This window comes from Pseudomonas citronellolis (assembly GCF_001586155.1).
GTDB classification, from domain to species: Bacteria; Pseudomonadota; Gammaproteobacteria; order Pseudomonadales; family Pseudomonadaceae; genus Pseudomonas; species Pseudomonas citronellolis.
The window spans coordinates 3,931,519-3,944,528 of sequence record NZ_CP014158.1 but is presented as its reverse complement, the minus strand read 5'-3'; the positions used below and the strand labels follow the sequence as shown (position 1 = coordinate 3,944,528).

Here is a 13,010-nt window from a genome sequence, read left to right as displayed (position 1 = left end):
TAGCTTCTAGCTTCAAGCTTCTAGCTGCTCTTCTGCCATTTCGGTTTGCGTTTCTCGAGGAAGGCGTGCAGCCCTTCCTGGCCCTCGGGGCTGATGCGGATGCGGGCGATGGCGGCCTCGGTGTAGCGGCGCAGGTTGGGGCTCAATTCACCGCTGCCGATCTCCTGGAACAGCGCCTTGCAAGCCATTAGGGCGCAAGGGGAATTGCACAGCAGGTTGGCGACCCAGGCCTCGACCTTCTCCTCCAGTTCCTCGGCGGCGTAGCACTCGTCCAGCAGGCCCAGCTCGCGGGCGCGGGCGCCGTCGAAGCGCTCGGCGGTGAGGGCGTAGCGGGTGGCCGCGCGCTGGCCGATGGCCTTGGTCACGAAGGGCCCGATGGTCGCCGGGATCAGCCCGATGCGCACTTCCGACAGGCAGAACTGCGCCTGCTCGCTGCCCAGGGCCATGTCGCAGCAGGCCACCAGGCCCACGCCGCCGCCGAAGGCCGCGCCCTGGACTACGGCCAGGGTCGGTTTCTTCAGCAGGTGCAGGTTGTTCAGCAGCTCGGCCAGTTGCTGGGCGTCGGCGAGGTTGCCCTGGTAGTCAAGCTTCACCGCCTCCTGCATCCAGGCCAGGTCGGCGCCGCCGCAGAAGTGCCTGCCGCGGCCGCGCAGCACCAGCAGGCGCACTTCGGCGTCGTCGGCCACCTGGTCCAGCGCCCGGATCAGCTCGGCGATGGTGGCGGCGTTGAAGGCGTTGTTCTTGTCCGGGCGGTTCAGCCACAGGGTGGCGACGCCGCGGTCGTCTTTCTCTAGCTGGATGTTTTCGTAAGTAGGCATGGTCGTTTCCTGGCTGGAAGCCGAAAGCTGGAAGCTGGAAGCGAAAGCCGCGCGACTTCCAGCTTCCGGCTTCAAGCTTCCAGCTTTCTTACATCCTGAATACGCCGAAGCGGGTCGGCTCGATAGGCGCGTTGAGCGAGGCGGACAGGGCCAGGGCAAGCACTTCGCGGGTCTGAGCTGGGTCGATCACGCCGTCGTCCCACAGCCGCGCGCTGGAGTAGTAGGGGTGCCCCTGGCGCTCGTACTGGGCGAGGATCGGCGCCTTGATCTTCGCTTCTTCCTCGGCGCTCAGCGTATTGCCGGCGCGCTCGGCCTGCTCGCGCTTGACCTGGGCCAAGACGCCCGCGGCCTGCTCGCCGCCCATCACGCCGATCCGCGCGTTGGGCCACATCCACAGGAAGCGCGGGTCGTAGGCGCGGCCGCACATGCCGTAGTTGCCGGCGCCGAAGCTGCCGCCGATGATCACGGTGAACTTCGGCACCTGGGCGCAGGCCACCGCGGTGACCAGCTTGGCGCCGTGCTTGGCGATGCCGCCGGCCTCGTACTTCTGGCCGACCATGAAGCCGGTGATGTTCTGCAGGAACAGCAGCGGGATGCCGCGCTGGCAGGCCAGTTCGATGAAGTGCGCGCCTTTCTGCGCGGCCTCGGCGAAGAGGATGCCGTTGTTCGCCAGGATGGCGATGGGGTAGCCGTGCAGGTGGGCGAAGCCGCACACCAGGGTGGTGCCGAACAGCGCCTTGAACTCGTCGAACTCGCTGCCGTCCACCAGGCGGGCAATGATCTCGCGCACGTCGAAGGGCTGCTTGCTGTCCACCGGAATCACTCCGTACAGCTCCTCGGCCGGGTACAGCGGCGCGCGCGGGGGCAGGGTGTTGAGCTTGCCCTGCTTGGTCCAGTTGAGGTTGGCGATGCAGCGGCGGGCGATGGCCAGGGCGTGCTCGTCGTCCTCGGCGTAGTGGTCGGCCACGCCGCTGGTCTTGCAGTGCACGTCGGCGCCGCCGAGGTCCTCGGCGCTGACCACCTCGCCGGTGGCGGCCTTCACCAGCGGCGGGCCGGCGAGGAAGATGGTGGCCTGCTCGCGGACCATGATGGTCTCGTCGCTCATCGCCGGCACGTAGGCGCCGCCGGCGGTGCACGAGCCCATCACCACGGCGATCTGCGGGATGCCCTGGGCGCTCATGTTGGCCTGGTTGAAGAAGATCCGCCCGAAGTGCTCGCGGTCGGGGAACACCTCGTCCTGGCGCGGCAGGTTGGCGCCGCCGGAGTCTACCAGATAGATGCACGGCAGGCGGTTCTGCTGGGCGATGGCCTGGGCGCGCAGGTGCTTCTTCACGGTCAGCGGGTAGTAGCTGCCGCCCTTCACCGTGGCGTCGTTGCCGACGATCATGCATTCCACTCCTTCCACGCGGCCGATGCCGGCGACTACGCCGGCGGCGGCCACGTCCTCGCCGTACACCTCGTGGGCGGCCAGGGCGGAGACTTCGAGGAACGGCGAGCCGGCGTCGAGCAGGCGGTTGATGCGCTCGCGCACCAGCAGCTTGCCGCGCGCGCTGTGCTTGGCCTGGGCAGCGGCGCCGCCGCCTTCATGCACGCGGCCGAGCAGGGCGCGCAGGTCCTGGACGCTCTCCAGCATGCTCGCGGCGTTGGCGGCGTATTCGGGGGAGCGCGGGTTGATCTGGGTGCTAAGGATGGTCATTGGAGGCTCCGCGAGCTGGAAGCCGGAAGCTGAAAGCCGGAAGCGAAGAGCTCTTGCTTCCAGCCTCAAGCTTCTAGCTTCAGGCTTATTTGGTTTCGTTAAAGAGCTCGCGCCCAATCAACATCCGACGGATCTCGCTGGTGCCGGCGCCGATCTCGTAGAGCTTGGCGTCGCGCAGCAGGCGGCCGGTGGGGAACTCGTTGATGTAGCCGTTGCCGCCGAGGATCTGGATGGCGTCCAGGGCCATTTGCGTCGCGCGCTCGGCGGTGTAGAGGATCACCCCGGCGGCGTCCTTGCGGGTGGTCTCGCCGCGGTCGCAGGCCTGGGCCACCGCGTACAGGTAGGCGCGGCTGGCGTTGAGCTGGGTGTACATGTCGGCGACCTTGCCCTGGATCAGCTGGAACTCGCCGATGCTCTGGCCGAACTGCTTGCGGTCGTGGATGTAGGGGACGATCACGTCCATGCACGCCTGCATGATGCCGATCGGGCCACCAGCAAGAACCACGCGCTCGTAGTCCAGGCCGCTCATCAGCACCTTGACGCCGCCGTTGACCGCGCCCAGCACGTTCTCTTCCGGCACTTCCACGTCATCGAAGAACAGCTCGCAGGTGTTCGAGCCGCGCATGCCCAGCTTGTCGAACTTGTTGCCGCGGCTGAAGCCCTTCCAGTCGCGCTCGACGATGAACGCGGTGATGCCGTGCGCGCCCTTTTCCGGCTCGGTCTTGGCGTAGATCACGTAGGTGTTGGCGTCCGGGCCGTTGGTGATCCAGGTCTTGCTGCCGTTGAGCACGAAGCGGTCGCCGCGCTTCTCGGCGCGCAGCTTCATGGAGACCACGTCGGAACCGGCATTGGGCTCGCTCATGGCCAGCGCGCCGACGTGCTCGCCGCTGATCAGCTTGGGCAGGTACTTGGCTTTCTGTTCGGCATTGCCGTTGCGCTTGATCTGGTTGACGCACAGGTTGGAGTGCGCGCCGTAGGACAGGCCGACCGAGGCCGAGCCGCGGCTGATCTCCTCGATGGCGATGACGTGGGCCAGGTAGCCCATGTTGGCGCCGCCGTATTCCTCGCTGACGGTGATGCCGAGCAGGCCCATGTCGCCGAACTTCTTCCACATGTCCATGGGGAACAGGTTGTCGGCGTCGATCTGCGCGGCGCGCGGGGCCAGTTCGCTGGCGACGAAGCCCTGCACCTGCTCGCGGAGCATGTCGATGGTTTCGCCGAGGCCGAAGTTGAGGGACGGGTAGCTCATGGTTGCACCTGCTTTCTTGTACTTGGATAAGGGTAGGGCGCGCTCAGGCGCGCTGTTTCTTCTCGGTCTCGGCCAGGGCCGCCAGGCAGCGCTCCTCGGCCGTGTCCAGTTCCAGCTTCATCTGCTCGATGTCGAGCAGCTGCTGCTCCAGCTGCGCGCGGCGTGCGGCGATCTTGCCCATGAAGGTCTCGAGCTGCTTGCGGTTGCCGCTGCTGGGGTCGTAGAGGTCGATCAGCTCCTTGCACTCGGCCAGCGAGAAGCCGATGCGCTTGCCGCGCAGGATCAGCTTCAGCGCCACCAGGTCCTTGGGGCTGTAGATGCGTTCCTGGCCGCGGCGCTCGGGGCTGAGCATGCCCTGCTCCTCGTAGAAGCGGATGGCGCGGGTGGTCACGTCCAGTTCGCGGGCCAGGTCGGAAATGCTGTAGGTGGTCGGCATCGGGCTTGCTCGTTCGTTTACCTTTACGTTAACGTAAACCTGCGTCGAGGGACTGTCAATCACTTCGCCGCCGACCGGCTGGCCCGCTAATTGCGTGCGTTGCCGGGCAACCGGGAGTCCTCTTTACTGAAGGGGAGGACGGGTGTAGACAGTCCCTGACCAGCCTGACGTCCCGCGCGGCAACGCACCGCGCGGGCAAGCGGAGCCGAGATCGACATGACAAGAACAATAGGCAGCGACCTGCTGCGCGAGGCCCACCGGGCCCGCGAACGCCTGCAGCGCGAGGGCGAGCTACCCGCCGGCGTGCTGCGCGAGGAAATCGACGCCTCCTGGCGGCGCAGCCTGGGCCACGGCCTGGACTGCGGCAGCGGCAACGACCAGGAGCTGGACAACCGCGCCGGCATCGAGCTGCTGCTGGAGAACAACCGCCTGCTGCTCGACGCCGCCACCCCCGAACTGGACTTCCTGCGCCAGCGCCAGGGCCACGACGCCCTGGTGATCCTGGCCAACGCCGACGCCACCATCGTCTCGGTGGCCGGCGCCCACGAGCGCATGCGCCGCATCGGCCTGGAAGACATCGCCCCGGGCGCCTGCTGGAGCGAGGCCGCGCGCGGCACCAACGCCCTGGGCACCGCCCTGGTGGAAGGCCGCGCCACCCAGATCGACTGCGGCGAGCACTACCTGGAGCGGCTCAGCCGCTTCTCCTGCACCTCCGTGCCCATCAGTTGCCCCCAGGGCAACCTGCTCGGCGTGCTCGACCTGACCCGCGAAGGCCCCCTGGCCGGCCCGGTGGAAAGCCTCAGCCTGCTCAACCGCGCCGCGGTGCAGATCGAGGAACGGTTGTTCGCCGCCAGCTTCCCGGGGCAGGTGGTGCTGTCCTTCCACAGCCGCCGCCAGTATCTGGATTCGCCCTGGCAGGGCCTGCTGGCGCTGAGCCTGGAGGGCCGCATCCTGGCCCTCAGCACGCCGGCCTGCCAGTTGCTCGGCGCGCCGCGCGAGACGCTGGTCGGGCGCCGCTGCGAAGACCTGCTGGGCGCCAGGGGCGAGCAACTGCTCGCGCGCCTGCAATCCGGCGCCCTGGGCAGCCTGCAGACGGCCAAGGGCGAGTTCTTCTACAAGGTGCTGCAGGCGCCGCTGCGCGCCAGCGCGGTGTCGGTGCCGGCGCGCCAGCCGCAGCGCCCGGCCCCGGCCGCGCCGGATCTGGAAGCCCTGGCCGGTGGCAACCCGCGCTACGCCCGCGCTTTGCGCATGGCCCGCCAGGGCCTGCTGAACGAACTGCCGGTGCTGCTGCTGGGCGAGACCGGCAGCGGCAAGGAAGTGGTGGCGCGCGCCCTGCACCAGAGCAGTGCGCGCTCCGGCAAGCCGTTCATCGCGGTGAACTGCGCGGCCATCCCCGAAGGGCTGATCGAATCCGAACTGTTCGGCTACCGCGAGGGCGCCTTCACCGGCTCGCGCCGCGGCGGCATGGTCGGCCGCCTGCAACAGGCCCACGGCGGCACCCTGTTCCTCGACGAGATCGGCGACATGCCCCTGGCCCTGCAGGCCCGCCTGCTGCGCGTGCTGCAGGAGCGCAAGGTGGCGCCGCTGGGCGCGGGCGAGGAGCAGGACATAGACGTGGCGCTGATCTGCGCCACCCACCGCGACCTCAAGCGCCAGGTGGAAGAGAAGCACTTCCGCGAAGACCTCTACTACCGCGTCAACGGCATCAGCGTGCGCCTGCCGGCCCTGCGCGAGCGCGACGACCTCGGCCAGCTGGCCCAGGGCCTGCTGGCCAAGCTGGGCGCGCCCGAGGCGCGGCTGGACGACGAACTCTTCGCGCTGCTGGCCGACTACCACTGGCCGGGCAACATCCGCCAGCTGGAAATGGTGCTGCGCACCGCCCTGGCCATGCGCGAGCCGGGCGAAAACACCCTGGGCCTGGAACACCTGCCGGACAGCACTCTGGAAGAACTCGCCGCTGGCGAGCGGCAGCCCTGCGGGCGCATCCGCGAGACCGAGATGGAGCTGATCCGCCAGGCCCTGGACCGCCACCAGGGCAACGTCTCGGCGGCCGCCGACGCCCTGGGCATCAGCCGCGCCACCCTGTACCGCAAGCTCAAGCAACTGAAGGGCGGCTGATGTTCTTCACCCGCCTGATCGACAGCGACGACCCCAAGGCCCTCAAGGAGGCGCTGCACTGGCTGTACGGCTTCGTCCGCCCGCAGCGCCTGGCCATCCTCGGCCTGCTCGGCCTGGCCTTGTGCGCCTCGCTGCTGGCCCTGGCGCAACCCTGGCTGACCAAGCTGCTGATCGACGACGGCCTGCTGGCCCGCGACTTCCCCCTGCTGGCGCTGCTGGCCGGGGTGATGATCGTGGTCGGGCTGGTCGGCACCGTGCTGTCGGGGCTCAACCGCTACCTGCACACGCGGCTGTCCGGGCGCATCCTGTTCGCCCTGCGCGACGCGCTGTACCGCCACCTGCAAAGCCTCTCGCCGACCTTCTTCGCCCGCCGCCGCATCGGCGACCTGATGTCGCGGCTGGACGGCGATGTCGCCGAAATCCAGCGCTTCGCGGTGGACTCGCTGTTCTCCGCGGTGTCCGCGGTGATCGGCCTGGTCGGCTCGCTGGCGTTGCTGCTGACGCTGAGTTGGCAACTGTCGCTGCTGGTCGCCGTGCTGATCCCGCTGGACGTGCTCTGGCTGCGCTGGATGCGCAAGAAGGTCGAGCGCGAGGCGCGCCAGCTGCGCGAACGTTCGGCCGACCTGTCGTCGTTCTTCGTCGAGACCCTGCCGGCGATGAAATTCATCCAGTCCGCCGGCCAGCAGGACCGCGAGGCGCAACGCCTGGAGGGGCTGGGGCAAGGCTATCTGGGCCAGTTGTTGCGCCTGCAACTGACCGAGTTCTTCACCCAGGCGCTGCCGGGGACGCTGATGTCGCTGTCGCGCGCCTGCGCCTTCCTGGTCGGCGGCTACTGGGTAGTGCAGGGCACCTGGCAACTGGGCTCGCTGATCGCCTTCTCCACCTACCTGGGCATGGCCATCGGCCCGGTGCAGAGCCTGCTCGGCCTGTACGTGGCGCTGCAACGCATGACCGTCAGCCTGGGCCGGGTGATGGAACTGCGCGGCGAAGCGCCGGGCGTGGTGTCGCCGGCGCAGCCCAGGCCGATGCCGAACGTCGGCGAACTGCGTTTGGAGGGTGTGAGCTTCAACCACGCCGGCCGTAGCCAGCCCTTGCTGGACCAGGTGGACGCCTGCATCCCGGCCGGGCGCAAGGTGGCGCTGAGCGGGCCCTCGGGCGTCGGCAAGTCGACCCTGACCGACCTGCTGCAACGCTTCTACGACCCCGACCAGGGGCGCATCCTGCTGGACGGCGTGGACTTGCGCGAGCTGGACCTGTTCGAACTGCGCCGGCGCATCGCCGTGGTCAGCCAGGAGCTGGTGCTGTTCCGCGGCAGCCTGGCCGACAACCTGTCGTACAGCGCGCCCCACGTCAGCCGCGAGGAGATCGAAAGGGTGGCGACCCTGGCCCAGCTGGACGGCCTGATAGCCAGCCTGCCCGAAGGCCTCGACAGCCCCCTGGGCGAGCGCGGCCAGCAATTGTCCGGCGGGCAAAAGCAGCGCATCGCCATCGCCCGCGCGCTGCTGCAGGACCCGCTGGTGCTGATCCTCGACGAAGCCACCTCGCAGGTGGACGAAAGCACCGAGCGCGAGGTGATAGCCGCCATCGACCGGCTGTTCGCCGGGCGCACGCGCATCCTCGTCAGCCACCGCCCCTCGACATTGGCCGAGGCCGACCTGCGCCTGGAGCTGCAGGACGGCCAACTGAGCGTGCGCGAGGTGCCACTGGTGGCCGTGGGAGGGCAGGGTGGTTGAGGTGCGGGTAGGAGTGGTCGACAGCGGCCATGCCGTGGAGCAGGCGGGTTGCGTGGTGGCCGGGCAGCGTTTCTGTCTGGCCGATGAGGGAGTGGACCGATTGCCACTGGCGGCTGATGTTTTGGGTCATGGCTCGGCGGTGATCCAGGCAGTGCTTTCCCGTGCGCCGCAAGCACGCTTCAGCGTGGCCCAGGTGTTCGACGGTCGCGGTGTGACCAGCCCGTTGCAGATCGCGGCCGCGTTGCAATGGCTGGGCGGGCAGGGTGCGCGCGTGGTCAACCTGAGTCTGGGTGTGCGCCAGGATCGGCCGATCCTCCGCGAGGCCGTCGCCGAACTGGTGGAGGCGGGCGTTCTGGTCTGCGCGTCGAGCCCGGCGCGGGGCAAGCCGGTGTTTCCGGCGGCCTATACGGGGGTGGTGCGGGTGACCGGGGATGCGCGGTGTGGCGAGGGAGAGTGGTCTTGGCTGGGGAGTGCGCAGGCGGATTTCGGGGCGGCTGTGCGGGTTGGGGGACAGGCGGGGGCGAGTTTGGGGTGTGCGGCTTTTTGTGGGCACGTGGCGGCTTTGCTGGGGGAGCGGCCGGCGTTGTCGAATGAAGAATTGTTGGCGTTGATGCGTGAGGGGGCTGTGTACAAGGGGATCGAGCGGAAGGTGAGCTTATGAGTGGGGGTTGGGTTCCTTTCCCTCTCCCTAACCCTCTCCCTGAAGGGAGAGGGGACTGTACGGAGCGGCGGCGAGGTTCGACATTCCGCCGGCCACGTCGGAGCAGCAGGATGACTCGGAATTCAAGCTCGCACCGAACGGCTCCCTCTCCCTTCAGGGAGAGGGCTGGGGAGAGGGCACGGCCCCACAGCCAACACCAACCCCCCCAGCGAACACCCCCATGCCCCCAATCCTGATCCTCGGCGCCGGCCCCGCCGGAGCGGCCACCGCCATCGGCCTCCACCGCCTCGGCCACCCCGTCACCGTCATCAGCGAATGGCGCCGCTTCGCCGCCGTCGAAGGCGTCTCCCAGCGCGTCCTCGACGGCCTGCGCCATGCCGGCCTCGACCACGCCCTTGCCTGCTCCGCGCCGCCTTCGCAACGCCGGGTGAACTGGAACGGCAGCGAAAGCGCGCAGAACATCGAATTCATCCTCGACCGCCCACTGTTCGACCAGGGCCTGCGCCAGGACCTGCATGACGCCGGCATCCAAGTGCTGGAAGACCGCGTGCTCGGTGTGGAATCCGACGCCACGGGCCACCACGTGCGCCTGGAAAGTGGCCAGTACCTGCACACCCCCTTCCTGGTCGAAGCCCGCGGCCGCCAGGCGCCGCTGAACCAGAGAGCCGGCAAGGCCCGTCGCGGCCCGGAAACCCTCAGCCTGCTCAGTCGCTGGCAGGGCGCGCCGGGGCCGGTGGCCAGCGCGGTGCAGAGCCTGGCCGGCGGCTGGGCGTGGATGGCGCGGCTGGCCGACGGGCGCTGCTACTGGCAACTGACCCTGGACGTGGCCAGCAGCGCGCTGCCGCCCAAGGAACAGCTACTCGACTACTGCCGCGAACGCCGCCAGCGCTCCGCGCTCAGCCAGGCATTCTTCGGCGGCCACCCCGAACAGGACCTGGAACTGCACGCCCGCAGCAGCACGCCGATCCTCTGCCTGGAGGCCTGCGGCGAGAACTGGATTCGCGTGGGCGACGCGGCCATGGCGGTGGACCCGCTGTCCGGCAACGGCATCTTCCAGTCGCTGTCCTCGGCGTTGCAGGCCCCTGCTGTCATCAACACGCTGTTGCGCGCCCCGCAGCGCGCCGAGTTGGCCAAGCGCTTCCACCAGCGCCGGGTGGAGCAGCTGTTCCTGCGCTTCGCCCGCGTCGGCCGCGACTTCTACGCCGAAGAAAAACAATGGCCCGACCAGCCCTTCTGGCAGGCCCGCCGCGCCTGGCCGGACGCGGTGCCCAGCCACGCCCGGGCGGACTTCGAGGCCCTGCGCATCGAGCGCGCCCCGGTGTTGCGCGACGGCCTGGTGGACGAGGCCGAGGTGGTGGTCAGCCCCGACCAGCCCCTGGGCATCTGGCACCTGCAGGGCCTGGAGCTGGCGCCCTGGCTGCGGCGCCTGCGCAGCGAACCGCAGGCGCAGGTGCTGGCCGCGCTGCCGGAACAGCAGCGGCGCATCTTCCAGGGCTGGCTGCTGAGCCAGGGCTACCGCCCGCGCTGATCAGGCCTTGAACTGCTGCACCAGGCGGTGCTGCTGCTCGGCGCTGTGGTTCAGCTGCTGGCTCAGGTGCGCCGAGCGCTCGGCCTGGTCCGACAGGGCCTGGGTCACGTCGCGGATGGCGCCTATGTTGCGGCCGATCTCCTCGGCCACGCTGCTCTGCTCCTCGGCGGCGCTGGCGATCTGCAGGTTCATGTCGCTGATCAGGTTCACCGCGCCGGTGATGCGTTGCAGCGCGTCTATCGCCTGGCGCGCCTGCTGCACATTGTCCTGCGCCTGGCGGTAGCTGCTGTGCATGGCGTCGGCCACCGACAGGCTGCGCGCCTGCAGGTTCTCGATCACCCCGCGAATCTCCTCCACCGAATCCTGGGTGCGCCTGGCCAGGCCGCGCACCTCGTCGGCGACCACGGCGAAGCCGCGCCCGGACTCGCCGGCCCGCGCCGCCTCGATGGCGGCGTTGAGCGCCAGCAGGTTGGTCTGCGCGGCGATGCTCTGGATCACTTCCAAGATCGCGCCGATCTGCTCGTTGCTGCTGGCCAGGTTCTGCAGCTCGCCCATGGCCTGGTTCATGTCGCCGGCCAGGGCATCGATGCCGGCGCTGGTGGCCTCGATGGTGGCGTAGCCCTGCTGGCTGGCGCGCTCGGCCCCGGCGAACAGCTTGCCGCTGTCGTCGGCGATCACCTGGCTGTCCTGGCGTGCCTGGTACAGCGACAGGCCGATCAGGGTGGCGGCGATGCCCAGCAGGCACAGGCCGGCGAGCCAGGTGATGCGGCCCTGGAGGGTGGAGTGGATGCTGCGCATGGGAGGCCTCCCTGGAAACCGCGAAACCCGCCGGCGCGCCACCGCCGGGATGGGGGCCGGCGGTGGCGCGGAGGCGGGTTCGTGGCTTGTGGCTTAGAAGGTGCTGGTGAAGATCAGCTGGGTGTAGAGGTTGTCGTCGTTGCCGCCGATCTGGGTGCCGCCTTGCTCGGCGCTCTTCTTCGGCTTGTACACGCCGACCAGCGGGGTGATGGTCAGGTGCGGGCTGACGGTCCAGTCGGCGTACAGGTCGATCTCGTGGCCGCCGAGGTTGCCCAGGTCCTTGTCGATGGTGTCGAAGCGGAACCATTGCAGGCCGACGTCGAAGGTCTCCGTCGGCTGGATTTTGGCACCGACGTTGTGGACGCGGGTGTTGCTGTTGAAGGGGCCGGAGTAGTTGCCCGCCACCTCACCCTGGAACCAGGTGCCGAAGCCGCGGCTGAAGCCGTAGAACAGCGGATCGAAGCCTTCGGAGAAGCGGCTGAAGCGGTAGCTGACGTAGGGCTTCCAGGCGGCGTCGGCGAAGGTCCAGCCGGCCTCCAGGTACCAGGCGTTCTCGTCGTCGGCGTGGCGCTTGTCCTGCCAGGCGTACTCGCCGGAGAGGAACAGGTTCTCCACGCCGGCGTTGCCCTGGCCGCGCAGGCTGTAGGTCTTCATGTCCTTGCGGTCGAGCTGGGCGGGGGAGGCGTACTGCTCGTCGATGTCGGTGACGTCGATGTAGGTCAGGCCCAGGGTGCCGGCGTCACTGACGTGCTCCAGGGTGCCGACGTACAGCTCGGGCTTGGCCTGGGCCGGGTTGTCGGACTTCAGGCGCATGATGTCGCCGCGCCAACCCTGCTTGCCGCCGATGCGCAGCACCGCGGTCTCGTCGAAGCTGCGGCGGCCGGCCAGGTAGTAGGCGCCGCCGCGGTCGAACATGCCGTCGGCCAGGCCATTGCCGAAGTTGAGGGCGTCGCCGTTGATCAGGAAGCCGTCGCCGACCACGATGTTCTGGCGGCCGAAGGAGAAGTCGATGCCGTCCTCGCCCAGCACCGGGAACAGCGTGCCCGAGCGCCAGCCCAGGTAGGCGTCCTCGATCTTGGTGGTGCGCTCGGAGCCGTCGGTGAAGCCGGCGGCGTCGCCATCGCCCCAGGTCGCCGAGCTGAGCAGGGCGAAGGCGCCATACACGCTGCCGGCGCCGCCCAGGCGCTGGTCGCCGCTGAGGCCGTACTTGATGAAGCCTTCCTGCCAATAGGACGAGCCTTTGTCCTTGGTGCCGCTTTGCGCGTAGTTCTCCTGGCTGTGCAGCAGCGCATAGACCGCGGTGAGGTCGGCGTTGAGGTGGGTGTCGTCGGTGGAATACAGCGAATAGGCGCTGGCCTGGCCGCTGCCCGCGATCAGCAGGGCGAGCAGCGTCGGGCGCAGGACGGTGGATCGGGTCATGGCGTGCATCCGTATCGTTATTGTTGGCAGGGGACGAAACTGCCTGGGATGCTAAGGCCATGGGCGCTGCTGGCCTTGTGCCTGTCTGCCAAGTGCTTGGATGTGCTTGCCAGATCGCGGACGGAGCCCGCTTCGGCTGCAAGGGAAACATCCTACGAGAAGCATCTCGGCGCAGGTGGCGGGATGCAGGGCGAGTGCCTCACGGAAACCTGTAGGAGCAGGCCCTGCCTGCGATTCGCGCGCAGGGCGCGCTCCTACATGGGAATGGCGTGAATGGCGCAGCGTAGGAGCGGATCTCATCCGCGAACCGCGCCGGAGTTCCCGGCTATCGCGGACAAGGTCCGCTCCTACGCCCTCCGGCAAACACAAGACCCGTAGGATGGCGTTGAGCGAAGCGATACCCATCACCACGACCGCATGGGTTTCGCCAAGGCTCAACCCATCCTACAAAAAGCGCCTTGGCGCAGCCGGCAAGACAGTTGCTCCTACCATACGGGCGGCACCGTGGTGCCTGTAGGTGAACCAGGCCGGCGGCGCTGTCCGGGGCGCCGACA

Annotated in this window: 9 protein-coding genes and 1 pseudogene; 4 read left to right on the top strand and 6 right to left on the bottom strand. The window is 68.7% G+C overall.

All coding sequences use genetic code 11. The features are described from left to right. Positions 1-20 precede the first annotated feature (20 nt). The 4 genes from PcP3B5_RS17105 to PcP3B5_RS17090 all read right to left on the bottom strand — a co-directional run bounded on the left by PcP3B5_RS17105 (position 21) and on the right by PcP3B5_RS17090 (position 4,199). Complete coding sequence (locus tag PcP3B5_RS17105) at positions 21-818, bottom strand: gamma-carboxygeranoyl-CoA hydratase (protein ID WP_061561951.1); 798 nt, start codon at positions 816-818, stop codon at positions 21-23. A gap of 88 nt (positions 819-906) precedes the next feature. Further along, positions 907-2,514 carry a carboxyl transferase domain-containing protein gene (locus tag PcP3B5_RS17100; RefSeq protein WP_058072985.1) on the bottom strand — a complete coding sequence of 536 codons (1,608 nt, stop codon included), beginning with the start codon at positions 2,512-2,514 and terminating at the stop codon, positions 907-909. Between the two features lie 85 nt (positions 2,515-2,599). Continuing rightward, positions 2,600-3,763, bottom strand: a complete 1,164-nt coding sequence (locus PcP3B5_RS17095) for an isovaleryl-CoA dehydrogenase (RefSeq protein ID WP_058072986.1) — start codon at positions 3,761-3,763, stop codon at positions 2,600-2,602. A 43-nt stretch (positions 3,764-3,806) separates the two neighbouring features. Beyond that, positions 3,807-4,199, bottom strand: coding sequence for a MerR family transcriptional regulator (locus PcP3B5_RS17090; protein ID WP_009622686.1), 393 nt, complete (start codon positions 4,197-4,199; stop codon positions 3,807-3,809). Between the two features lie 216 nt (positions 4,200-4,415). Between PcP3B5_RS17090 and PcP3B5_RS17085 the strand changes: the two genes are divergently transcribed. From PcP3B5_RS17085 to qhpG, 4 genes are all read left to right on the top strand, one after another. Further along, positions 4,416-6,317 (top strand): sigma-54-dependent Fis family transcriptional regulator, encoded by a 1,902-nt coding sequence (locus tag PcP3B5_RS17085; protein WP_145923912.1) that lies wholly within the window; start codon positions 4,416-4,418, stop codon positions 6,315-6,317. Beyond that, positions 6,317-8,050, top strand: coding sequence for an ABC transporter ATP-binding protein (locus PcP3B5_RS17080; RefSeq protein WP_061561950.1), 1,734 nt, complete (start codon positions 6,317-6,319; stop codon positions 8,048-8,050). The genes PcP3B5_RS17085 and PcP3B5_RS17080 overlap by 1 nt, the downstream gene beginning before the upstream one ends. Further along, positions 8,043-8,711 carry a subtilisin-like serine protease QhpE gene (gene qhpE / locus PcP3B5_RS17075; protein WP_061561949.1) on the top strand — a complete coding sequence of 223 codons (669 nt, stop codon included), beginning with the start codon at positions 8,043-8,045 and terminating at the stop codon, positions 8,709-8,711. Before PcP3B5_RS17080 ends, qhpE begins: the two co-directional genes overlap by 8 nt. A 220-nt stretch (positions 8,712-8,931) precedes the next feature. Next, positions 8,932-10,239, top strand: a complete 1,308-nt coding sequence (qhpG, locus tag PcP3B5_RS17070) for a flavin-dependent monooxygenase QhpG (RefSeq protein ID WP_061561948.1) — start codon at positions 8,932-8,934, stop codon at positions 10,237-10,239. On the opposite strand, the pseudogene PcP3B5_RS17065 reads toward qhpG, so the two are convergent. Together PcP3B5_RS17065 and PcP3B5_RS17060 are read right to left on the bottom strand one after the other, a co-directional pair. Then, positions 10,240-10,839, bottom strand: a pseudogene (locus tag PcP3B5_RS17065) (methyl-accepting chemotaxis protein); the annotation flags it as partial. Positions 10,840-11,130: 291 nt separating this feature from the next. Then, a complete protein-coding gene (locus PcP3B5_RS17060) occupies positions 11,131-12,456 on the bottom strand; it encodes an alginate export family protein (RefSeq protein ID WP_009622676.1) in 1,326 nt (441 codons plus the stop codon). Between the last annotated feature and the right edge of the window lie 554 nt (positions 12,457-13,010).

Bases quoted from the DNA above. Each gene is read 5' to 3' on its own strand.
- PcP3B5_RS17080 (WP_061561950.1), top strand. From the start codon at position 6,317: ATGTTCTTCACCCGCCTGATCGACAGCGACGACCCCAAGGCCCTCAAG.
- PcP3B5_RS17105 (WP_061561951.1), bottom strand. From the start codon at position 818: ATGCCTACTTACGAAAACATCCAGCTAGAGAAAGACGACCGCGGCGTC.
- qhpG (WP_061561948.1), top strand. From the start codon at position 8,932: ATGCCCCCAATCCTGATCCTCGGCGCCGGCCCCGCCGGAGCGGCCACC.
- PcP3B5_RS17085 (WP_145923912.1), top strand. From the start codon at position 4,416: ATGACAAGAACAATAGGCAGCGACCTGCTGCGCGAGGCCCACCGGGCC.
- PcP3B5_RS17090 (WP_009622686.1), bottom strand. From the start codon at position 4,199: ATGCCGACCACCTACAGCATTTCCGACCTGGCCCGCGAACTGGACGTG.
- PcP3B5_RS17060 (WP_009622676.1), bottom strand. From the start codon at position 12,456: ATGACCCGATCCACCGTCCTGCGCCCGACGCTGCTCGCCCTGCTGATC.
- PcP3B5_RS17100 (WP_058072985.1), bottom strand. From the start codon at position 2,514: ATGACCATCCTTAGCACCCAGATCAACCCGCGCTCCCCCGAATACGCC.
- PcP3B5_RS17095 (WP_058072986.1), bottom strand. From the start codon at position 3,763: ATGAGCTACCCGTCCCTCAACTTCGGCCTCGGCGAAACCATCGACATG.